The organism is Tautonia rosea, from assembly GCF_012958305.1.
Taxonomy (GTDB): domain Bacteria; phylum Planctomycetota; class Planctomycetia; order Isosphaerales; family Isosphaeraceae; genus Tautonia; species Tautonia rosea.
The window spans coordinates 379,008-400,543 of sequence record NZ_JABBYO010000002.1 but is presented as its reverse complement, the minus strand read 5'-3'; the positions used below and the strand labels follow the sequence as shown (position 1 = coordinate 400,543).

The following is a 21,536-nucleotide window of genomic DNA, read 5'->3' as shown; positions in this document are numbered from 1 at the left end:
TCCAAGGAAAACGTGACAGGCTGGTCGCAAGGCGTCGACGATCGGAGCAGGCGTCCGCCTGTTGCCTGCCTCTTTTCAAGGAGCGTTCCATCCCCTACCCTCAAATGTTCAACATGAGGGCTCGTCCAGGAATCGCCCAGACCGTTGGGCAGCCTCTCGAGACGATCAGAGCGGGGATGGATCAGCGATGCAGAGACGATACGGAGTTCTCGGGTGGGTTGCGGGTCCTTCGATGATGGTGCTGGCCGCGATCGCTCTGGTGCAAGCAGGACAGGTTCCTCAGGCCGATGCACCCGAGGATTGGCGAATCGTCCCCATCCCCGACACCTGGAAGGAACCGCCTCGCGTGCGACCGGCTGAGGGTGCCAGTTCGGGCCGAGACGGCTTCGCCTGGTATCGAGCCTCCGTCTCGGTTCCGGCCGACTGGGACGGTCGATCGCTCGAACTGCATGTGGAGCCGGTTGACGACGCCCGGGCGGCGTTCGTCAATGGCGTGCAGGTTGGTGCGGCAGGAACGTTCCCACCAAATTATCGGAGCGGCCTGGGGGAATCGGGCCGGTATCGCATTCCTGAGGGAGTGGTTCAGCCCGGTCAGGTCAATGTGATCGCCGTTCGGGTTTACTACTCCGACGGCCGGAGCAACTTTGCGGTGGCCGCCCCCACCCTCTTTGATGCCGAAGCGGGCGAGGCGATCAAGATGGAAGGCCCCTGGGAATACCAGGCAGGCGATGATCCCTCCTGGGCGGTCGGCCCGGTCCTGAGTCGCGACGCTTTGTACGATCGCGTCGATCGGTTCGAGGATCTTGACTCCTATCTCCGCCTTCGCAAGGGAGATACGGCCCCTCTCACTCCCGAAGCCGCCCGAGAAGCCTTCGCAGTAGCCGAGGATCTGGCGGTCGATCTGGCGGTGGCCGATCCGATCATCGCGCAGCCGCTTCAGGTTTCGTTCGACGAGCGAGGGCGCATGTGGGTGGTCGAGTATCGCCAGTATCCCGAGCCGGCCGGTCTGACGATGGTCAGCCGAGACAAGTTTCTGCGCACCGTTTACGACCGAACACCCTTGCCTCCTCCGCTTGGCACGCCCGGAATCGACCGCATCTCGATTCACGAAGATACAAACGGCGACGGCCAGTACGACCAGCACGCCGTCTTCCTCGACAACCTGAACCTCGCTACCGCGATTGCCCGAGGACGCGGAGGGGTCTGGGTGCTCAATCCCCCGTATTTGCTCTTCTATCCCGACCGAGACGGCGACGACCTGCCCGACGGTGATCCGGAGGTCCACCTGGAAGGCTTCGGGCTGGAAGATACCCACTCCATCGCCAGCAACCTCTGCTGGGGACCCGACGGCTGGCTGTATGGTGCCCAGGGGAGCACCGTCACCGGACGCATTCGACGTCCAGGAGAGCCGGACGAAGCGATCGTGCACTCGATGGGCCAGCTCATCTGGCGCTACCATCCCGAAACCAGGCGTTACGAGATCTTTGCAGAAGGCGGAGGGAATACCCACGGGGTCGAGATCGACGCCCACGGTCGGGTTTACTCCGGTCACAACGGCGGAGACACGAGAGGCTTCCACTATGTCCAGGGGGGCTACTATCAGAAAGGGTTCACAAAGCACGGGTCGCTCTCAAACCCGTATACCTTCGGTTACTTCCTGCCGATGGCGCATCACAGTGTCCCCCGCTTCACTCACAATTTCGTGTTCGCGGAAGGGGGGGCCTTGCCGGAATCCTATCGGGGCAAGCTGTTCGGAGTCGAGCCGCTGCAGGGGCAGATCGTGATGAGCGACGTCACGCCCAACGGTTCGACCTTCCAATCCAAAGATCTTGATCGCCCCCTGACGACCGAAGACCCCTGGTTCCGGCCCGTCTCGATCTCGTTGGGTCCCGATGGTGCGCTCTACATTGCCGATATGTATGAGCAGCGCATCGACCACAGCAGCCATTACGCCGGCCGGGTCGACAAGTCGAACGGACGGGTCTACCGCCTTCGCGCTGCCGACGCCCCGCCCGGCCGGTTCCCCGGCGAGGGCGAGCCAGGCGTTCCGTTCAACCTCGCAGAACTGTCGGGAAAGGAACTGATCGGCCTGCTCGATCACCCGAACCGCTGGTTCCGTCGCGAGGCGTTGCGCCTGCTCGGCGATCGAAGGGAAGAGACCTTGATCCCTGGTCTTCGGTCGCAGTTGCGAGAGGGCGTGGCAGAGGATCGGTCGCTGGAACTGCTCTGGGCGTTGAACCTGTGCGGGGGCCTCGACGAGGCCACAGGGATCGCCCTGATCGACCACCCGGATCCCTACGTTCGAGCCTGGACCGTTCGCCTGATGTGCGACGATTTTGAGGTCAGTGACGAACTGGCCAATGCCCTTGCTGCTCTGGCGACTCGGGAGCCTTATGTCGAGGTTCGCAGTCAGCTTGCTTGCTCAGCCCGACGCCTCCTGGCGAATCAGGCGTTGCCGATCGTTCGAGCCCTGTTGACGCGGGCCGAGGACGCCACCGATCCCCACCTCCCGCTCTTGCTGTGGTGGGCGATTGAGACGAAGATCGGCGAGGACCCTGACGCGGTTCTCGCACTGTTCGAAGACCCCGATCTTTGGGACGAGACGATCGTCTCCCAAACAATCACCGAGCGCCTGATGCGCCGCTTCGCTCAGGCGGGGTCGCGGGCCGATCTGATTGCCTGTGCGATCTTGCTGGAACGATCTCCGAACTCGCAACACGCGGAACGCCTGATGAGGGGCTTCGAAGCGGCGTTCGAAGGTCGATCGCTGTCCGTCTTGCCCGATCGGCTTGTGCAGGCAATTGCGGCCTCAGGAGGCGGATCGCTGCCGCTCCGGGTTCGCCAGGGAGACGATCACGCGGTGGCCGAGGCCCTTCGAATCATCACTGACGCCGACGCCGACCAAGCCGTCCGCCTAGAGTTGATCCGAACCCTGGGCGAGATCCGCGACCGTCGAGCATTGGCGACCTTGCTGGCCATCGCCTCGGCCGAAGGCCCCGATGCGATTCGAACCGCTGCGTTTTCTGCCTTGAGACCGTTCGACGCTCCAGAAATCGCCCAGACCGCGATTCGACTGCACAACACCTTACCGACCGAGGCCCGAGCGGCCGCTCAGGCCGTGCTGACCGGCCGACGCACTTTCGCTTCTGAATTCCTTGATGCGATTGCATCGAGGACGATTGATCAAGATCTCGTTCCTGAATCGACGGCTCGATCCATTCTCTTGCTCGACGATCCCGACCTGGCCAAGACCGTTCGGGAGGTCTGGGGAGACATTGGAGTGCCGTCGTCCGAGCAATTCCAAGGGGAACTCGAACGGCTCGAGCGATCGCTGGCCTCGGGGACCGGCAACCCCTATGCGGGCAAGGCACTGTACATCGAGCATTGCGGCAAGTGCCATACGCTGTTCGATGAAGGGGGCGATGTCGGGCCGATCCTCACCAGCTATCAACGCGACGACCTTCGGTCGATGCTGGTTGCCGTGGCCGATCCGAGCGCCGAGATCCGGGAGGGATTCGAGACCTATCTGGCCCTCTTGCTGGACGGCCGGCTCGTGACTGGCTTTCTGGTGGCCGAGGACGATCGCGTGGTCGTTCTTCGCGGGGCCGACGGACGGAACGAGGTCCTGCTTCGGGATGAGATCGAGGAGTTCAAAGGGGTTTCTCAATCGGTCATGCCTGCCGGACTCCTCGATCCCCTGTCTGACCAGCAAGTGCGCGATCTGTTCGCATATTTGAGAAGCACCCAGCCCCTCGCCAATTAATCGCGGACAGTCCCTCATCCGAATCGCTTTGAAGGCACGCCAGTTACTTGCCTTGAAGCATTCAATTCCAGGCTTCTTTCGATGTTTCAACTTGCCTTGACCATCATTGGTTCCCCGAAAGGGTTCGTGGTGACTCGTACCTGGTTGTGTCTGATCCTGATCGGTTTGCTCAATCCGGCCGTTCAGGGGCGGGCGAATCAACCGACGCAAGAGGATGGACCGCTTCCCCGCTTCGAACCCCTGGAGCCGAAAGAGGCCATTACGTCGTTTCAGACGACCAATGGCGACCGCATGGAGCTGCTTGCGGCCGAGCCTATGGTCCTCGATCCTGTGGCGGGGGCGTTCGATGCCCAGGGAAAGCTCTTCATCGCCGAGATGGCCGATTATCCGCACGTTGAACAGGCGAACGATCAACCGTTTCAGGAGAACACAGGCGATCCGCCGATCGGCCGAGTGCGCCTCCTGATCGACCAGGACGGTGACGGATGCTTCGACGAATCGCACCTATTCGCCGAGGGACTCTCATGGCCCACTGGGATCGCACCCTGGAAGGGGGGGATCTTCGTCGCGGCCACGCCCGACCTTTGGTACCTGAAAGACACCAACGGGGACCACCGAGCTGACGTTCGCGAACGCATTTTCACCGGATTTCGCAAATACAACATTCAAGCGGTCATGAATAACCTGATCTGGGGGCTCGACCACCGGATCTACGGTGCCGGTTCCAGCAACGGCGGGCAGATCCGCCGGGCGGAGCTGCCCGAGGGGGAAGCCGAGACAATTCCCTTACTTCGGAGCGATTATCGATTCGATCCCCGTGTTCTTTCCTTCGAACCCATCAGTGGTGGGGCACGCTTTGGGAATACGTTCGACGACTGGGGCAATCGCTTTCTCTGCAACATCCGCAACCCGGCGCAACATGTCGTTTTGCCCGACCGCGACCTGGCCCGCAATCCGTTGCTTCCCTTGCCATCCCCGTTACACGATGTCGCGGAGGCCGGGGATACGATCATCATGCACCGGATCAGTCCTTCTGAGCCCTGGCGCGAATTGCGAGCCAGGCGGTGGGTCGAGATCGGGAAAGAATTGCCTCGGAGCGAGCTCGTTGGAGCGGGTTACCTCACCTCCTCCAGTGGGATCACCTCCCTCCGCGGCGACGCGTTTCCCGATTCGTATCGGGGGAACCTGATCTTGGGTGAAGTGGCCAACAACCTGATCCATCGCATGACCGTGCAACCGATGGGCGTGACCTTCACCGCGAATCGTGCCGAGGAAGGGGTCGAATGGGTTGCCTCGACCGATACCTGGTTTCGCCCCGTGAACTTCGTCAATGCTCCCGACGGGTCGCTGTTGGTGCTCGACATGTATCGGGAAACCATTGAGCATCCCTGGTCGATTCCCGATGACATTCGAGAACGCCTCAACCTACGGAGTGGAGACGATCGAGGACGCATCTACCGGCTCGTCCCTCAGGACTTCCGCCCGCGTCCGACTCCGGACCTGAGCGCGTTATCCACGTCCGAACTCGTTCAGCTTCTCGAACACCCCAACGCCTGGCATCGGGAAACGGCCCACCGCCTTATCTTCGAACGGCAAGACACCGACGCGATCGATCTCTTGAAAGCGCGGTTGCTCCGCAGCTCCTCGACACTCGGTCGAGTTCATGCCCTCTGGTCGCTCGAAGGTCTGGGAGCGCTCGACGATGCGTTGCTGATCGCCGCATTTGAGATTGAACACGTTGACGCCAATCGAGTTCGTGAACATCTCGTGTCCATCGCCGGAACACGACTGGAGCATTCGGAACGCCTGCAATCCTTTTTCCTTCACCTGAGCGATCAACCTGATGCTCGAGTGCGATTCCGGCAAACCCTTGCACTGGGCGGAATCAACGATCCGGCCGTCCCGGCAATACTCGCCCAGATCGCTCGCCGCGATCATAATGATCCGTGGATGAAATCGGCAATCCTCGCTTCTGCCGGCGCTCATCCGATCGGTGTCTTCGATGCTTTGCTACGCGAGCCCTGGCCGGGAGATGCATCAGATCTCCACGCAATTCTTGATCCACTCGCGTTTGCCATCGGGGCCGGGTCGAGCGATGAGGAGGCAGTGGCGGCACTGGAGGCACTGGCTCGGTCGTCAGTTCTTGAGCCAACAGCAACGTCACCCATCTCCATGAAGCTCGGAGATGGCCTGATCCGCCGCAGGTCCAGTTTATTTGAGCTCGATGTGCCCGATGAGGCATCACGCATGCTCGATCAAGGGCTTGCCCGTGCTCGGCGAGCGGTGGGCGATCGTGACCTGGCCCCGGAGGACCGAGCCCTCGCGGTCATGTTCTTCGCTCATCGGCCCTTCGAGGAGACAACGGCCTGGCTCTCGCCCTTGATCGGCCCCGATCATCCGGTCGAGGTTCGTCTCGCCGCCGTAACCACGCTGGCCCGCTTCGGAAATGAACCCGACGTGGCCCCCCTGCTGCTTTCTGGTTGGAACACGGCAACGCCGACTGTTAGAGCGGCGATTCTTTCGGCACTGTCCGCGCGGCCGTCGTGGGCCGAGGCGCTAGTGGATGCAATCGAATCGAATCAGATCGCCGCTGGGCAGATTCCTCAGGCGAGCCGATCGGCTCTGTTGAAAAACCGGAACGACTCGATCCGCGACCGGGCCGCCCGGTTTTTTGGTCGTACGCAAGGTGGGCCGGATCCTGACATCCTGGCCCGCTACCTGGCCACGCTCGAAACACCCGGAAACGCAGCACAAGGGCGAGCGGTCTTCGATCGATCGTGTGCGACCTGCCACCGTCTGGGAGACACCGGCCATCCGGTTGGGCCGAATCTCGTCTCCGTCTCGCGTAGGACACCGGATGAATTGCTCACGCATATTCTCGACCCGAATCGAGAAGTGGCTCCTGATGCGATCGAGTACCTTGTGGCGTTGCGTGATGGCCGCGTCACTTCTGGATTGATCGCGTCGGAATCCGCTGCATCGTTGACCCTCCTCCGCGCTGGGGGCGAGCAGGAAACAGTGCTGCGACTTGACATCGAGGAGCTTTCCTCGACTGGACGATCACTCATGCCCGAAGGTCTAGAGAAGGAGATCGCCCCGCCCGAGATGGCCGACCTGATTGCCTTCCTCCTCCGACTTCAGACCCTCTGACCCCGGACAACGGGAGCCGCGTTCATGCGATCGCGCACTACGACGGATCAGGCAACGACGGTACTCGATTCGTCCCCATACCGCGTCTGGGATCTGCACTGCCATCTCTCCGGCGTCGATGGACAAACACCGACCGAGCGAATGGCCCAGTTAATCGCGTTTGCCGACCGGATGGGGATTGAGCGTATTCTCATCTTTATGGGATTTCCCTTTGCCACCGACCCTTCTGCCGACGATCTTCGTCACCAGAATGACCAGGTGCTTGAGGCGCTCGCTCATTGGAATGATCGCGTACTGGGACTTGCCTATGTCAGCCCGTCTCATGTCGAAGCAAGTCTCGACGAGATCAAGCGATGTGTCCGCGACGGACCAATGGTCGGGATCAAGCTCTGGGTGGCCCGTCGATGTTCCGATCCGACGATCGACCCGATCATCCAGCTCACTCATGAACTCGACGGCTTGATCTTCCAGCACACCTGGCTCAAGGCCGAGGGAAACTTGCCAGGGGAATCGTCGCCCGAGGATCTGGTCACGCTTTCGAAACGATTTCCCGGTACGCCCTTGGTCTGCGGGCACACAGGAGGGGACTGGGAACGCGGAATCAGAATTGTACGCGATCATACGAACATTTCCATTGATCTTGCTGGTTCTGATCCCACTGCCGGATTCGTCGAGATGGCCGTACGAGAGCTCGGCGCCCATCGCGTTCTGTACGGAAGCGATGCCGGGGGTCGAAGCTTTGCCTCGCAACTAGCCAAGGTGCTTGGAGCCGAGCTGACCGAGGATGACCGCCGATCCATCCTCGGCGGAAATCTGAGACGACTGCTGAGGCCGATCTTGATGGCCAAGGGGCGAATCCCGTGATCGACACCAACGTCTCCCTTGGCCACTGGCCGTTCCGCCGCCTCCCGCTTGACGACCCTCGCTCTCTGGCCCGACGCCTGCGATCACTCGGAATCGAACGGGCCTGGGCCGGTCATCTCGATGCTCTGTTCCACCGTGACGTGGCCGCGGTGAACATCCGGCTGGCGGAAGTGTGCGAGCGATCCGGCGACGGTTACTTTCTTCCGATTGGAGCGATCAATCCCACGCTTCCCGACTGGTCTGAGGACCTTCGACGTTGCCATGAGGTCCACCGGATGCCGGGTATCCGACTTCACCCGGATATTCACGGTTATGCGCTCTCCGATCCCGTCGTCGCCGAACTGCTCACGGCGGCTTCGGCTCGATCGCTCGTCGTTCAGATCGCCGTTCAGATGGAGGACCCGAGAACCAAACATCCCCGCCTGGAGTTAACCCCAGTTCACCTCGAACCAGTGATCTCTCTCTCCGCAACGATGCCCAGGCTTCGACTCATGTTGCTCAATGCCGGTCGGTTGCTCGGCCTAACTCCCAAGCGGGTGCTTGGTTCAGGCACAATCTCGATCGAAATAGCAACGATGGAAGGCGTCGGGGCGTCGGATCGCCTGATTGAAGACCTCGGCTCTGATCGGATACTGTTCGGAACGCATGCTCCGTTGTTCGTGCCAGAGTCGGCGGTGTTGAAGCTCCGGGAGTCGACACTTGATGCCGATGCACTCAGGGCCATCACCCAAGGGAACGCCCTTCGACTGCTTCAGAGTTGAGACATCTGACGTGTTATTCATCTTCCGAGACAATAACAAACGCTGCTTCTGCAACGTCTTGATGACCTGAGAGAAGGTCGCGCTGAGCGAGCCGAAGACGATATCGCCCCGGGGTAAGCGACTCGGGAAGGGCCAGACGATACCCGACGAAGTAATCGTGGCGCGGCCGGCTGCAGCGATCCTCCACGGGGAAGTCATTGCTCCAGCGTGGCGTTGCGTCACGATCGCCAAGGATCTCCAGTGTTGTGAATAGCTGAGAAACGTGTCCAGTCTCTTCGGGAAGGTAATGGACACCTTCGACCTCGGCATAGATGAGAATTTCTTGCCCCGACTGAAATGACTCAGTCGCAAAGGGTTTGATCCGGTCGAACCCGAGCACTTCTTGACAAAAGGCGATTCGGGCAACCCTGAACGCCCTGCCAACCTTCTTCGAATTCCCCTCCACGAATTGACTTGCATCGGGCGACGTCTCCGACTCGGCAAGTAAATGCATGACGGTCTGCCAGAGGCTCGGGTCATCGATCTGCCGGCGAGTTTCTGCGGCAGGATGCTGATTGAGGAGCTCGTCCTTTTGCTCTCTCTGGGCATTCTGATCGCTTGCTTCCCTGAGCAAACCTCCCAGGAAAGTCTCCCCTTGCTCATCGAGGGAGGTTTCAGGTGTCTGCCTTCCTGGGGACAGCTCCGTTGTCTCGAACGCGATCGCGTCCTGCAGACCCGCTTGAAGCGCGATCGTCTCTGTCGGATCGAGATCCGTGGGAAGTCCGTCAGAAAGAGGCGGAACCTCAACAGGCTCGTGCGCCGCAATCGGGGGCGTGTCCTCCCGTTCATCACGTTCGAGAGGATTCGTGGCGATCGATTGCTGCAGGTGGTCAGCGCCGACCGCATCGACCTGCTCGAACGTTGTGTCGCTCAGTTCGGTCGAAACGCGTTCCTCGGGTGCGAAGACAGCGGTTTCGATGGTCTGCACGCGAACGAGGGCGGCGTCTAGCATCGGAGTCGGTGCTGGGGGACCGAATAACTCATCCGGAGACACAGGAACCAGATCAGGCAGCGGCGGCAATGGGCGATTGTCGGCGATCCCGGCCATTGCAGTCGGATTCGACCTCTCCCAGGCGTTGCCAGGCGACAGGTTTCGATGACCTCGAATCAAGGCCGGGTCGGGTCGACCTGGCACCGGATACAGTGCCGGATCAATCCGGCGACGAACCGGTAGCCAGTCGCAACCGACCAGTGAGGCCAGCGGAATCATCAGCGCCGCGACGCGCCAGATCGGGGCCACTGTGTGCATCGTGGCATCCTTGCCGAGCTACAAGACGAGCAAAGAATCGGCCCAGCACCCCTTGACCGGGGCCTCCGAAGACCGACATCCGGAGACTGGATCGGTCCTGAAGTTTATCGATTCCGGTGGTTTGGGCAAGATCGGTTTCGTCTTCGAACGTGCGCACCCGACCGGTCGGGACCCACTCCGGACGAGAACCTAACCAATAGCCCTCAGATCAGCCCGTCTCGGGCCAGAGTGACGACCCGGAGTCGTCGTTGTTCTCGACGCAATCGCTCAGCTCGATCGAGACGCCGGGCCTCTTGCACGTCGATCCGATCGAAACGAATCACCTGACCGGGCCTCGCCTGTGCCAGGCGATCGAAATCGCACGAAGCAACATGGGCGACCATGGGATAGCCTCCCATCGTGCCGCAGGCCACGCCCAGGATGATCAATCGGCCCCCGGATACCTGTACTGTACCAGGAGCGACCGGTACCGAAAGGCGATCGGAGGGAATCGACACTTCCACGTCTGGTCCATCCAGCCGAAGGCCCATCCGATTGCTTTCCCCGGCCACCGTAAACGGCTGTCGGTGCCAGCAAGGATCGCGAATCAGCCCGTGATCGGGACCAGCCATTATCCGGATTGGCGCCTCGGGTTTGATGGGATCGCGCAACAACGGATCGATCCGACGGACAGGCGAACGGCTCGGAATTGCCGGCAAGCAATCGCCGGCCCGGAGCGGGTGCTCGGTTGATCGAGAACCGAGAACCTGAAGCGTTTGCCAGCCTCCTCGGACAGCGAGGTACGTGCGGACTCCCGTAGCCACCCCTCCGAGTTCGAGGAAATCACCAGGCTGTAGCCCGAGAGCGACGGGAACCTCGAACTGATCGCGGGTGCCATCAGGCCGTTGCCGCACCACGGGCATCGGTGCACCGGCAAGGGCCAATGCCAGCGGGACTTCGGCGCGAAAGGTTCCGCCAAGGAGGGTCAGTTCAATCGTTGCCGCTTCGAGTTCGTTGCCCAGCAAGGCGTTGGCAAGGTCATGCGAAGAGCGATCGAAGGCCCCAGCGTGTGGAACGCCCTGTGATCGGTAGCCGGATCGCCCCAAATCCTGCACGGTCGAGTTTGCGCCGGCTCGAAGAATGGTCAATGCACACTGAGCAATGAGTTCAGAATCACTCACGCTCGACTTTCTCCGACAAAGCTCCGAACCTCGATTCGGTCGCGGACGAAGGCCGCTCGCAAGCGATCGGCCTTGGCAAGCGCGCTTGGGTCATCACCGTGCAGACAGAGTGTTCGAAGCCCCCGATCGATCAGGAGAAGGGCCTGGCGTTCGGCTTCGGTGGGATCGTCGATCAAGGCTCCTGATTCCGATCGGGGTACGAGGGTACCATCGGGCCGGTAGCGGCGATCGGCGAATCCTTCAGGGACAAACATCAAACCCGCCCGAAGGACCTCACGCTCAAGCACACTGCCGGGGAGTCCTAGAACGGGTAGGCGCCGATTGAGAACCGCCATCACAACACCTTCCGCAATTTCCCAACTGCGCTGGGCCTGATTGTAGAGCGCTCCATGAGGTTTGACAAACCGGGTGATTGCGCCGATCTCAGCGGCCCATGCGTCGAATTGCGAAAGCTGATCCTCGATCATCTGAGTCACCTCTCGCGCGGAAACGATCCGCTCACGACGGCCAAACCCTTCGCGATCGGGATAGCCCGGATGAGCTCCGATGACCACTCGTTTGCGTGTTGCGATTTCGATCGTTTCGAGGCAAACCGATCGGCCTCCGGCATGGCCTCCACAGGAGATACAGGCCGAGCTGATCCGATCGAGCAACGCCTCATCGTCTGGAAACCCTTCACCAAGGTCTGCGTTCAGATCGATCATCCGAGGCGGCTCAAAATCCATCATGCTCACCACCGAGGCTTTCTGAAATCGAACATGAAGTAACTAAATTACAGCTTTTTACACACATCATCAATTGATAATCTTCAGGCCAACTGTCAAAGACTCTTTAGAACTCGCCGAGCCGACATCCCCAAAGTTGCTGATACTGACGATGGTTGATCGGATCGAATTGCACACGATCGCCCGTTTCGATCGGGAAAAACGCACACGACAGATCGGCAATGATCAAGGGTGTCCGGCCGATCAAGTGCCATCCTCCGGGTGATGCTTCTGGGTAAATGCACGATTGTTGGCCTGCGATTGCCACTGCCCCAGCCGGAACCTGTGTACGTGGTGTTGCTCGTCTCGGCAAACCAATCAGCGGTTCGGAAAGCTCTCCCAGATAAGGAAACCCGGGCAGAAAGCCAATGGCCCGTACCGAATACTCGACCGCGGTGTGATTGGCGATGATTTCCTCCATCGGAAGTCCGATCCATTTCGAAATCGCTTCCAGATCTTCGCCATCGTACAACACCGGTACGCGAAATCGTTGGCCGACTCTTTGAGAGGTCTCGGCTGTGGGAACACAACGGAGTAAGAGTTCGAGATGACCGGGATCGATCACCGACGGGTCCACGAAAATTGCCACAGAGCGGTACACAGCCACCACCTCAACCACACCCGGCCAGGAGCGATTGCGCACCGCTTCAGCCCAGGCCGCTGCACACGCATCAGTCGGAAAACGGGCCAACCAGGCCCGGTCGCCAAAAGGTTCCAGAGTCAGACCTCGCTCGATCCATTCAGAAGGATTCGTCATGCACGGGATCTCCACCTCGCGGAGGAGGGGCCATGAAGTAGTTCGGATCTTCTAGCCCGAATGCATCGGCCACACGATTGAAGAAGGCGAACAGCGCGGCGATGTAGACGCATTCCGCCAGTTGCTCGTCCGTCCATCCCATGGAACGGAGCTGCTCAACCTGCTCGTCCGTCACCCGATAGGCGTGTTTGGTGATGGTTTCGACAAACCGGAGCAGTGCATACTCGACTCGGGGGAGTGACGCACCGTCGAGATCTGCTTTGGCCAAATGCTCATGGACAGTGGGATCGGAGTCCTGCAACTGCAGGAAGAAGGCATGCGAACCCGTTCAGTAAGGGCATTGGTTCAACGCCGAGACATACGTGGCAATCATTTCCTTGATCCGCCGCGTTAGATGCCCCTCAGTAAAGTGGAGCCGTTCAGAGAAGGCGACCACGTCTCGAAAGAAATCCGGACGCAGGCTAAAGCATTTCAGGATCGCCGGGATCTCCTGGCGTCCCGGGTTCGCCTGCTGCCATTCGTCATAGGCGTCCGCGATGGGTCCAGTCGCCGAGTCTTCTCGAATCCATCGGATACGAGCCATGAGTTGCTCCGATCCTGAGAAACGCTCGCGTAAATCGATTCTTCGACGATCGTCGCTTCCTCGAAAATTGTATCATCGCTGAGTTGCACATCGCAGGGAGTACTTTACGTTCTGGGTGGTTTCTTTGCGGAATCGTAATCTCATCCTCCTCGCATCAGAATTGAGAGCGATTCTGTGTCATTCAAAAAGGATCGACGCTTGTCGATCAATCCTCCCGCCGATACACTTGTACTGCATATTGAGTGATTGATCCAATCAAACACGACCGGAGGCCGATGCTCGGCCAGGGTCATCCGAGACGATCAGATCAGGAGAATGTCTTGTGTCGATTCTTTTCTATTATGTTCCCTTGATGATTCTTACACTCGGCATGCATGGCTCGTCCGTGTGTTCCAGCGAGGAGACTCGGGTCATCATTGATGCCGATACGGCAAACGAGATTGACGACCTCTACGCCATCGTCCGAGCCCTGATCGCCCCCGAATTCCGGGTCGAGGGAGTGACCTCAGCCCATTGGACGCGATCCACGAAATCGAATACCACTGTTCATCAGAGCCAGGCGATCAATGAGCAACTCTTGGAACAGATGGGTCTTCGGGCGACGATTCCTCATCCGATCGGCGCCGATCGCTCGATGCCTGATTCGACCAGCCCGGTCGATTCCCCGGCTGCGCGGCACATCATTGAACGGGCCCACGCCGGAGATTCCGACGACAAACTGATTGTCTTCGCACTTGGTGCCTGTACCAACCTGGCCTCGGCCCTTTTGATCGACCCGTCAATCGAATCGAAGGTCATTTTTGCCTTTAGTGACGGTGATTACAAGGATGGTCACTGGGGGCCCGGAATCTTCAACTGGAAGAACGACATTCACGCGGTCAAAGCCATTTTCGAGTCGAATGTCGAATACATCCATATGCCTGCGCGGTCGGTCAGCGTGGAGATGGACCTAGCAAAACGCGAGGTTGATGAACACTTGAAAGGTCGAGGGGGTGTCTGGGACCTCCTGGTGGACCGCTGGGAAACCTTCCCTCGAACCGCCAACCGCGAAACCAAAACCATGTGGGACCTCGCCCTGATTGAGGCTGTCTTGCGGCCGGAACTTGCAACCCCTGTGGTGGTCGGTGCTCCGATCATTCACGACGCCGATAGGGTCGAGCAGTTTCCAGACAACCCCCGGCGAGTCACGGTGTTCAAGGCAATTGATGCGGAAGGCATGCGTCGCGATTTCTGGGACGCGATCGACGCCGCAATGGCCGAGATTGATACTCCACTCCGTTGATTGGCTCTTGTGTCCGAAGTTTGGTCCCAATCACTGTCGAGCGAGGCCCCATGATGACAAACGTTCTGTTCATCCTGATCGCCTTGACTCCAATCCCCGTGAAAACGGGTCCAGCATCTCCGGATGATCGAGTCGCCGATCAGGTCGTGCTTCGAGACGGCTCGGTGGTTCTCTGCCAGGTCCTGCCCAATCACTCCGATCGTGTCCACATGATCGTCCGGCGAGCCTGGGTCGAGAAACGCCTTCCCGAGCGGGCCGCGGCTTGGCTCCATCAGGATCGACTTTCCCGCCAAAGGGCCCTCGTCGACCGCGCCCAACGGCTCAGACAGTGGCGTCAGGAACGCCAGGGGCTCGGGGAACCGGCTGACGCGATCGGCTCCTGGATCGACGCTGAGTTGGCTCACCTGGATCGTCGTGAAGCAGGGGAGCCGTTCCCTCTCATGGTGGTCTCAATTCCTCGACGCGAGGTCTCAAGGATTGACGAGCAACCCGAACACCGCCGCCGGATGCTCCGACAAGGCTGGCGAGCCGGATTTGATCGGGTCGAAATGATGTCAGAGACGCAACTTCAGGCCGGTTTGCAGGATCGCGGCTTCGCTCCCGGAGCGATCGATCCGGCCCCGATTGACGACCTCTTGCCCGTCCCAGCCGAGAGTAATCGCCGTTGGCTTGCTCGTCGGGCTTCGACGGAGGCCCTGACCGATCCCGACCTGCGCTTCAGCCGCTTCGGTGATCTCGTCTTGCCAGATTCTGGCGACGCCGGGACCGTCGATCAGGCGCAGATGGCCAACGCGGTCGGAAACCTGATTGGAAGTCTTCTCGGAAATACCCCCGGCACCGATCCCATGAAGGCTCATCTCGATCGAATCGAAGCTTCGGGCCGGATTGGAGTCGTGGTGACCATGCTGGAAACCTCTCCTGAGTTTGACCGTGTGGCCGTCGAGACCGCCCTGTTGATCCGGACCGCACCGGGGAGGTGGGAGACGGGCACCCGAAGACGGGCCGAAGTCCGCACCGCTGACCTACCCGCCAATGCCATCCAACCGCTGGCTGCCGATCCACAGGTTCGGGCCGCCGTTCAACTCCTCAACGGGTTTGGGTTAGGTCAGGTCGATCCCCAGTCGCAGCAACGCGGCCTTGCAGTGGGAGCGGCCACTCAGCGAGCCCTGGGACTGGCCCGATCGGCGCTGGAAGCAGACCTGAACTCGGTCGCCTTGAGGTTGAATCGAGCACCGATCGGCCCCGCTGATGGCGCTGCGCGTTGAGCGAATCGCGTTGAGGCGGTATGCTTTGCGGGCAACACTCCGATTGCGGCGAATTCAGCCGCAGCCTTTGCGATCCGTCCGATCGTCAAGGATCGGAGATCGTCCGGCGGCCGGGCGAGTTGATGTCTCGTCGAACATCGAAACTCGAATCGAACAAACGAATCAGGGGATCTCGGCGATGGGGTTGTTCTCGGGAAAAAAGGGCATGATCCTGGGTGTCGCCAACGACTACAGTATCGCCTGGTCGATTACGGAAAAACTCGCTGCCGAGGGAGCCGAGCTGGGCTTCACCCACCTTCCTGGCGAGAAAATGGAGCGACGGGTCCGCAAGGCCATCGACCCGATTGGCCCGAAACTGCTGGTCCCTTGCGACGTGCAGAAGGATGAGGACATCGCCGCCGCCTTTGCAAAAGCGAAGGAAACGTTCGGCACGCTCGACTTCGTGTTGCACTCGATCGCGTTTGCCCCAATTGAAGATCTGAAGGCGCCCTTCGTGCGGGCCAGCCGAGACGGATTCAAGCTGGCGATGGACATCAGCGTGTACTCCCTGGTGAGTGTTGCTCGTCACGCTGCTGAGTTAATGCCCAACGGCGGCTCGATTGTCACAATGACTTACTACGGTGGCGAGAAGGTCGTTCCCGGCTACAACCTGATGGGCGTCTGTAAGGCGGCGCTCGATGCTTCGGTAAAGTATCTTGCCTACGATCTCGGCCCGAAGAACATTCGGGTCAATGCCGTCTCGGCCGGACCGGTCAAAACGCTGGCAGCCTCGGCGGTCGGCGACTTCGACAAGCTTTCCGGCCTATACGAGGCGATTGCCCCCATGCAGCGGAATGTGACACGAGAGGAGGTCGGTTCCTCGGGCATGTTCCTGCTGTCCGACCTTGCCCGTGGGATCTCGGGTGAGATTCTGCACGTCGACTGTGGCTATCACGCGATGGGATCCCCCGGACACGCCTTCGAAAAAGCCCTTGAGCAGCAAGCTGCAGACTGATTCCGCGTGACACACTGATGAAATCATCTTACGACGTCGAGCCCGTTCGTGTGGGAATTGGCCTGATTCGGCGGGGCGGGGACTACTTGATCCGTCGCCGCCCCACCTTGCCCGGTTCTCCCATGCCCGGTGTTTGGGAATTCCCCGGCGGCAAGTGCGAGCCTGGGGAATCTCCCGAACAGGCCACAGCCCGAGAATGCGAAGAGGAGACCGGGATGCCAGTTATCCTCGGTGCTCGACGTCGCATTGTGGCACACCGCTATCCTCACGGCTTCGTCGAGTTGCACTACTTCGACGCGAGCCCCGCCGATCCCCTTGCCGAGCCCTCGGCAGACTCCGGATTTCGCTGGGTACCGATCGCAGAATTGCCCGGTTTGACCTTCCCCGAGGCCAATGGGCCAATCCTCGAAGACCTGATCAGACAGGAGATGCCCTGATCACGCAAAAGCCCCGGACGAGCCAATCGCCCGGGGCATCTGTTTCTGGTGATGGTGAAGCACAAAGCGACACAGTTCATCAACCGTGTCCGTCAGATCGCCTCAGGATTCCGCGGAGGAATGGGCATTTCCCGGTCGAGGACGTTGTCCACCAGACCGTAGTCCTTGGCCTCCTGAGGAGACATGAAACGGTCGCGATCCGTGTCCGCTTCGAGTTTTTCGAGCGTCTGGCCGGTGTGCTTCTGATAGATCTCGTTGAGTTGCCGCTTCATGCGGAAAAATTCCTGAGCGTGGATCTCGATGTCGGTGGCCGTACCTTCCATGCCGGCCAGCGGTTGGTGGATCATGATCCGCCCGTGAGGGAGAGCGTTCCGCTTGCCGGCAGCGCCGGAGGCAAGCAGCAGCGACCCCATGCTCGCGGCCTGACCCATGCAGTAGGTCGCCACATCGCAAGGGACATACTGCATCGTGTCGTAAATGGCCATGCCGGCGGTGACACTGCCACCAGGACTGTTGATATAAAGGTGGATGTCGGCCTTGTCATCCTGATGGGCGAGCACGAGCATCTGAGCGACGACGAGGTTGGCCACCGTGTCGTCAATGGCTGTGCCGAGAATAATGATCCGGTCTTGGAGCAGGCGAGAGTAAATGTCCATCGCCCGCTCTTCGCGGCCGGAACGCTCGATCACGATCGGGATCAGGGGCATCGGTCGGACTCCTTGGGCGACTCAATCGGCAGGAGGCGAGAGGCAGGCAGAGACGGATCAAGAACGCGGTTCGGAACAGACAGGACGGCGGCTTGACCTTGAGACTGCCTCCTGCCGACCGCCGACTGCCTCTATCCTGTCACTTCGAGGGCTCGCCCTTCTTCGACTCATCTTTGGGGATATGACCCACCACGTGATCAACGATGCCGTATTCCCGGGCCTCAAGGGCCTTGAGGTATCGGTCACGCTCGGTGTCTCGCGCAACAACCTCGAAGGGCTGACCGGTGTGCTTGGAGAGGATCTCGTTGATCTCTCGCTTCGTATCGATGATCTCTCGGGCCTGAATCTCGATGTCCGAGATCTGGCCGCCAACTTGACCATAGGGCTGGTGGATCATCACTTTCGAGTGCGGCAGGGCGTAGCGCTTCCCCTTGGTCCCGCCGGCCAGCAGAACCGCGGCACCAGAGGCGGCCATGCCGATGCAGTAGGTTGCCACCGGACAGTCAATGAACTGCATGGTGTCATAGATCGCCATGGTCGCAGTCACGGAGCCGCCGGGGCTATTGATGTAAAAGCTAATCCCCTGCGATCGGTTCTCGTACTGAAGGTACAAGAACTTCATGACCGTGATATTGGCGATCCCGTCGTTGATCGGTCCTTCGAGGAAAACGATCCGGTTTTCCAACAGCAGATCGCTCAGCGTCATCTGACGCTGACTCGCGTAATTCCGGTTGCGCTGTAAGACAGGCGCCATGGGGTCGGCGTCAAAGGGAACGCGGTCGAAGATCATGAGATGTGGTCCTCGGGTCGGTTCGGACGGATCATAGGGTGGTCCGATCGGGGACGAGGGCCAAGGCCGACCCCCGGGGCCTCTGCCCGACGACGGATCGACCAATAGGGCAGCGACCAGACGAACCGGAGACCCCCGAACGTGCGAAGGTGATCCGCAAAGACGGTCCGATCCTCGGACGGCGAATCAAGGATGATACGCCGTCCGGGGAGCATCCAGTCATTTTTGCTCGGAGGATCCTTCCGCAGCCTCCGAGGCTCCCTCAGCCTCCTCGGACGACGCGGGCAGAGCCGTTTCATCGAGGGTATCAGCGTCCGGCTCCTCTTCAGGAGTCGAGACTTCCTCGAGTTCAACCGTGATGTATTCCAGAATCCGATCGATGGCCTTCCGTTCGAGGACCTGGGTGGCCAGATTCTCCAGCTGACCTTCCTTTTCGAGGCGGGATCGAACACGACGAGGAGTTTCGTCCGACCGCATGGCGATCAGTTCGATTTCTTCAGCAAGGTCGTCATCCTCAACCTTGATTTCCTCGGCGTCGGCAATCTTCGAGAGCAAGAAGAACTCTTTCAGATTCCTCAGGGTGACGTCGTGGGCATTGGCCCGAATCTCAGCCTCGCGAGCGCGAAGTTCGGAGTCACTGTAGCCGGCCTCTCTCATCTCACTGACGAGCCGACGCAAGGTCGAGATTTCCTGACGCTTCACCAGATCAGTCGGCAGATCAAACGGACATCGCTCAATAAGTTGATCAACGATCTGTCGACGTACTGCTTGCCTTGCCTGGAATTCGACGCGACGCTCCAGGACCGATCGCAGCGCCTCCTTCAGATCCGCCTCGCCCTCGAAGCCAATCCCCAGGAAGAACGCCTGATCTGTTTCCGGCAAGCGAATCGTTTTTAGGTCGTGAACCAGAATGGCCACATCGACCGACTTTCCACGCAGAGCGGCATCGGGAGAGGAGGTACCTATCTCCGCCTTGGTTGATCGAGACTCACCTGGCTTGACCCCGGTCAAGGCCTTGGCAAGATCAGGAATGACACCATCCTGGAACCGAAGCTGCGGCTGAAGACGGAACTGGACCTCCTTGACTTCATTGAGGGTCTGCCCCTCGTTAAGGAAGGTCAGATCAGCCACGACAAAATCGCCAGGGTCCGCCCCACCTTCGAGCTTGGGGACAACCTGAGCATAACGCTCAAGAAAGGCCTGATACTGGCGATCGACGTCCGCCTCGGAGATTTTCCGTACCGGACGCTTGACCACCAAATTCTTGTATTCAGGTGTTTCGAACTCTGGCTGAACCTCAACCTCAAGCTCGAATTCCATCGGCCCGTCCTCAGGAATGACGAGGGCCTCGAAATCGAAGTCGGGCTGAGTAATGGGGTTGAGCTTGTGCTCCTCGTCAAGTTGTTCCATGCAGGCCATGAGCAAGGCAGATTTGACCTGACCAGCAACTTCTTTCCGGTAGCGCCGTTGGACAAGCTGCGTCGGAGCCTTCCCAGGACGGAATCCGGGAACTAGCGCCTCTCGGCGAAAGGTTCCCAACGATTCCTCAAACTGCTGATCAATATCCGACCGAGGAACTGCAATTTTGAGATGCTTTTTGCAAGGTCCGGCGTCGGTAATCTGAACCTCAAGATTGAGTCGACGCTTGGCCGTGTCTGACTCTTGAACACCCTCAACCTCATCGGTGGTGAGGGTTTCAATTTGAGATTCGTCGCGCTCATTCTCCCCGGTGCTCATCGAGGACGATCCTTCCGCTGAGGCATTCGAGTGGGCTGGGGGCAAATGCGGGATACCCCGTCCAACCCGATCTGCTCGAGCGTCGGCCGCCAGCCCGGGGGGTCGGTGATGGTGCTACCAATAAAAAAAGGAGCGGGAGATGGGATTTGAACCCACGACAACCACGTTGGCAACGTGGTGCTCTACCCCTGAGCTACTCCCGCCCGTCGCACATCGGCAGTGATGCCAATCGGACCTAAATGGTGTGTCCTGTATTAGCAAGACAAAAGCAATATATCCAACCGCCCGAGGGGAAAGCAAGGGGTCAGCCCTCGAAACTTTCCGTCGCCTTCGCGATCGGCTTTTGGGCGGGATTGCCCCCTGATCCCATCGGGTGTTATCCTTGGAATGGGGAAACCCTTACCGCAATCATGGCTTTTCTTCGAGGCTCGCATGCCGATGGCCCAGGGCGTTGGACCCCTGGGCCCTCGATGCTGAGGTTTGTCTCATGGATTACCAGCTCGTCGTCCTCAAAGGTCGAAGCGCCGCGAAGACCCTCCGTCTGGCTGACGGCGTCACGACCATCGGTCGTCAGGATGGATGCGAGTTGACCGTGCGGTCTTCCCAGGTAAGCCGCAAGCATTGCCAGCTTTTTGAAAAAAAGGGTCTTCTGCTTGTCAAGGATCTGGGCAGTGCCAACGGAACGTTTGTCAACGGCAAACGCATTGAAGAGCAGCGGGTGCTCGAGCCCGGTGATCTGCTCATGGTCGGACCCATCGAATTCCGGGTCGAATCCCTCGGCTCCGCAGTGACTTCCGGAGCCGAAGCTCAGAATGTGACCGTGGGTTCAGGATCGGGGGCCAAATCGTCCGATACCGCCATACCCGAGCCTGTCGAAGCTCCCATTGCCCTCGATGACGACGATGTCCTCGAATTCGTCATTGGAGGCGACGAGGAGCAACCTCAACCCTCCCCGGCACCTGCTAAGTCCGCTTCGCCTGGCAAGGCTTCGACGCCCGAATCGGCCCCACCCGCCACCAGGCCCTCCCCGAAGCCGCAAGCCAGCCCGGCCGCGAAGGCCCCCGCTGCCAAGCAAGCCAAGCCGAAACAAGAGCCCAAGCAAGACGCTGTGGTTGAAGACGCGGGAGCCAACGAGGCAATTGCCGAGTTTCTAATGGGCATTGAGATCGACGATGATGACCGACGCTGATGGTTCGAGTCCGTCCCCCCAATCCGTCCTGAGCTGCTCGGCGCC

The 21,536-nt window shown here is 59.9% G+C and carries 18 protein-coding genes and 1 tRNA gene; 9 read left to right on the top strand and 10 right to left on the bottom strand.

Going from position 1 to position 21,536, the window contains the following annotated elements:
* Window positions 1–187 precede the first annotated feature (187 nt).
* The 4 genes from HG800_RS04450 (at window position 188) to HG800_RS04435 (ending at window position 8,538) form a co-directional block, all read left to right on the top strand.
* The gene (locus tag HG800_RS04450) at window positions 188–3,763 is read left to right on the top strand and encodes a PVC-type heme-binding CxxCH protein (RefSeq protein WP_169974154.1); all 3,576 of its coding nucleotides are present in this window, start codon (window positions 188–190) and stop codon (window positions 3,761–3,763) included.
* 129 nt (window positions 3,764–3,892) lie between these two features.
* On the top strand, window positions 3,893–6,913 hold the full coding sequence (locus HG800_RS04445) for a PVC-type heme-binding CxxCH protein (protein WP_169974152.1): 3,021 nt from the start codon (window positions 3,893–3,895) through the stop codon (window positions 6,911–6,913).
* 24 nt (window positions 6,914–6,937) lie between these two features.
* Complete coding sequence (locus tag HG800_RS04440) at window positions 6,938–7,777, top strand: amidohydrolase family protein (RefSeq protein WP_169974150.1); 840 nt, start codon at window positions 6,938–6,940, stop codon at window positions 7,775–7,777.
* Window positions 7,774–8,538 (top strand): amidohydrolase family protein, encoded by a 765-nt coding sequence (locus HG800_RS04435; RefSeq protein WP_169974148.1) that lies wholly within the window; start codon window positions 7,774–7,776, stop codon window positions 8,536–8,538. Before HG800_RS04440 ends, HG800_RS04435 begins: the two co-directional genes overlap by 4 nt.
* Window positions 8,539–8,551: 13 nt before the next feature.
* Here HG800_RS04435 and HG800_RS04430 read toward each other — a convergent pair whose 3' ends face one another.
* The 6 genes from HG800_RS04430 to HG800_RS04405 form a co-directional block, all read right to left on the bottom strand.
* Entirely contained in the window at window positions 8,552–9,826 is a 1,275-nt protein-coding gene (locus tag HG800_RS04430) for a hypothetical protein (RefSeq protein WP_169974146.1), read from the bottom strand.
* 203 nt (window positions 9,827–10,029) lie between these two features.
* Window positions 10,030–10,986, bottom strand: coding sequence for a 5-oxoprolinase subunit C family protein (locus tag HG800_RS04425; RefSeq protein WP_169974144.1), 957 nt, complete (start codon window positions 10,984–10,986; stop codon window positions 10,030–10,032).
* Window positions 10,983–11,690: a 5-oxoprolinase subunit PxpA gene (locus tag HG800_RS04420; RefSeq protein ID WP_169974142.1), complete on the bottom strand. Its 708-nt coding sequence runs from the start codon at window positions 11,688–11,690 to the stop codon at window positions 10,983–10,985. Before HG800_RS04420 ends, HG800_RS04425 begins: the two co-directional genes overlap by 4 nt.
* Before the next feature lie 127 nt (window positions 11,691–11,817).
* Window positions 11,818–12,507: a 5-oxoprolinase subunit B family protein gene (locus tag HG800_RS04415; protein WP_169974141.1), complete on the bottom strand. Its 690-nt coding sequence runs from the start codon at window positions 12,505–12,507 to the stop codon at window positions 11,818–11,820.
* On the bottom strand, window positions 12,491–12,775 hold the full coding sequence (locus tag HG800_RS04410) for a carboxymuconolactone decarboxylase family protein (RefSeq protein ID WP_169974139.1): 285 nt from the start codon (window positions 12,773–12,775) through the stop codon (window positions 12,491–12,493). The genes HG800_RS04415 and HG800_RS04410 overlap by 17 nt, the downstream gene beginning before the upstream one ends.
* Window positions 12,776–12,835: 60 nt before the next feature.
* Entirely contained in the window at window positions 12,836–13,090 is a 255-nt protein-coding gene (locus HG800_RS04405) for a carboxymuconolactone decarboxylase family protein (protein ID WP_169974136.1), read from the bottom strand.
* A gap of 322 nt (window positions 13,091–13,412) precedes the next feature.
* Here HG800_RS04405 and HG800_RS04400 point away from each other — a divergent pair, with 322 nt between their 5' ends.
* The 4 genes from HG800_RS04400 to HG800_RS04385 all read left to right on the top strand — a co-directional run bounded on the left by HG800_RS04400 (window position 13,413) and on the right by HG800_RS04385 (window position 17,068).
* Entirely contained in the window at window positions 13,413–14,372 is a 960-nt protein-coding gene (locus tag HG800_RS04400; RefSeq protein ID WP_169974134.1) for a nucleoside hydrolase, read from the top strand.
* 50 nt (window positions 14,373–14,422) lie between these two features.
* Window positions 14,423–15,637 (top strand): hypothetical protein, encoded by a 1,215-nt coding sequence (locus HG800_RS04395; RefSeq protein ID WP_169974132.1) that lies wholly within the window; start codon window positions 14,423–14,425, stop codon window positions 15,635–15,637.
* 178 nt (window positions 15,638–15,815) lie between these two features.
* Window positions 15,816–16,631: an enoyl-ACP reductase FabI gene (locus HG800_RS04390; RefSeq protein ID WP_169974130.1), complete on the top strand. Its 816-nt coding sequence runs from the start codon at window positions 15,816–15,818 to the stop codon at window positions 16,629–16,631.
* Between the two features lie 17 nt (window positions 16,632–16,648).
* The gene (locus HG800_RS04385) at window positions 16,649–17,068 is read left to right on the top strand and encodes a (deoxy)nucleoside triphosphate pyrophosphohydrolase (protein WP_169974128.1); all 420 of its coding nucleotides are present in this window, start codon (window positions 16,649–16,651) and stop codon (window positions 17,066–17,068) included.
* Window positions 17,069–17,160: 92 nt separating this feature from the next.
* On the opposite strand, the gene HG800_RS04380 is transcribed toward HG800_RS04385, so the two are convergent.
* The 4 genes from HG800_RS04380 to HG800_RS04365 all read right to left on the bottom strand — a co-directional run bounded on the left by HG800_RS04380 (window position 17,161) and on the right by HG800_RS04365 (window position 20,505).
* Window positions 17,161–17,775, bottom strand: coding sequence for an ATP-dependent Clp protease proteolytic subunit (locus tag HG800_RS04380; protein ID WP_169974126.1), 615 nt, complete (start codon window positions 17,773–17,775; stop codon window positions 17,161–17,163).
* 139 nt (window positions 17,776–17,914) lie between these two features.
* Window positions 17,915–18,565, bottom strand: a complete 651-nt coding sequence (locus HG800_RS04375) for a ClpP family protease (RefSeq protein WP_235963250.1) — start codon at window positions 18,563–18,565, stop codon at window positions 17,915–17,917.
* 219 nt (window positions 18,566–18,784) lie between these two features.
* Window positions 18,785–20,302, bottom strand: a complete 1,518-nt coding sequence (gene tig, locus HG800_RS04370) for a trigger factor (RefSeq protein WP_169974124.1) — start codon at window positions 20,300–20,302, stop codon at window positions 18,785–18,787.
* Between the two features lie 131 nt (window positions 20,303–20,433).
* Window positions 20,434–20,505 (bottom strand) — tRNA-Gly (locus tag HG800_RS04365).
* A gap of 284 nt (window positions 20,506–20,789) precedes the next feature.
* On the opposite strand from HG800_RS04365, the gene HG800_RS04360 reads away from it, so the two are divergent.
* Complete coding sequence (locus tag HG800_RS04360) at window positions 20,790–21,491, top strand: FHA domain-containing protein (protein WP_169974122.1); 702 nt, start codon at window positions 20,790–20,792, stop codon at window positions 21,489–21,491.
* Window positions 21,492–21,536 lie beyond the last annotated feature (45 nt).

Bases quoted from the DNA above. Each gene is read 5' to 3' on its own strand.
- HG800_RS04385 (WP_169974128.1), top strand. From the start codon at position 16,649: ATGAAATCATCTTACGACGTCGAGCCCGTTCGTGTGGGAATTGGCCTG.
- HG800_RS04360 (WP_169974122.1), top strand. From the start codon at position 20,790: ATGGATTACCAGCTCGTCGTCCTCAAAGGTCGAAGCGCCGCGAAGACC.
- HG800_RS04440 (WP_169974150.1), top strand. From the start codon at position 6,938: ATGCGATCGCGCACTACGACGGATCAGGCAACGACGGTACTCGATTCG.
- tig (WP_169974124.1), bottom strand. From the start codon at position 20,302: ATGAGCACCGGGGAGAATGAGCGCGACGAATCTCAAATTGAAACCCTC.
- HG800_RS04420 (WP_169974142.1), bottom strand. From the start codon at position 11,690: ATGATCGATCTGAACGCAGACCTTGGTGAAGGGTTTCCAGACGATGAG.
- HG800_RS04375 (WP_235963250.1), bottom strand. From the start codon at position 18,565: ATGATCTTCGACCGCGTTCCCTTTGACGCCGACCCCATGGCGCCTGTC.
- HG800_RS04380 (WP_169974126.1), bottom strand. From the start codon at position 17,775: ATGCCCCTGATCCCGATCGTGATCGAGCGTTCCGGCCGCGAAGAGCGG.
- HG800_RS04415 (WP_169974141.1), bottom strand. From the start codon at position 12,507: ATGACGAATCCTTCTGAATGGATCGAGCGAGGTCTGACTCTGGAACCT.
- HG800_RS04390 (WP_169974130.1), top strand. From the start codon at position 15,816: ATGGGGTTGTTCTCGGGAAAAAAGGGCATGATCCTGGGTGTCGCCAAC.
- HG800_RS04430 (WP_169974146.1), bottom strand. From the start codon at position 9,826: ATGCACACAGTGGCCCCGATCTGGCGCGTCGCGGCGCTGATGATTCCG.
- HG800_RS04450 (WP_169974154.1), top strand. From the start codon at position 188: ATGCAGAGACGATACGGAGTTCTCGGGTGGGTTGCGGGTCCTTCGATG.
- HG800_RS04405 (WP_169974136.1), bottom strand. From the start codon at position 13,090: ATGGCTCGTATCCGATGGATTCGAGAAGACTCGGCGACTGGACCCATC.
- HG800_RS04395 (WP_169974132.1), top strand. From the start codon at position 14,423: ATGATGACAAACGTTCTGTTCATCCTGATCGCCTTGACTCCAATCCCC.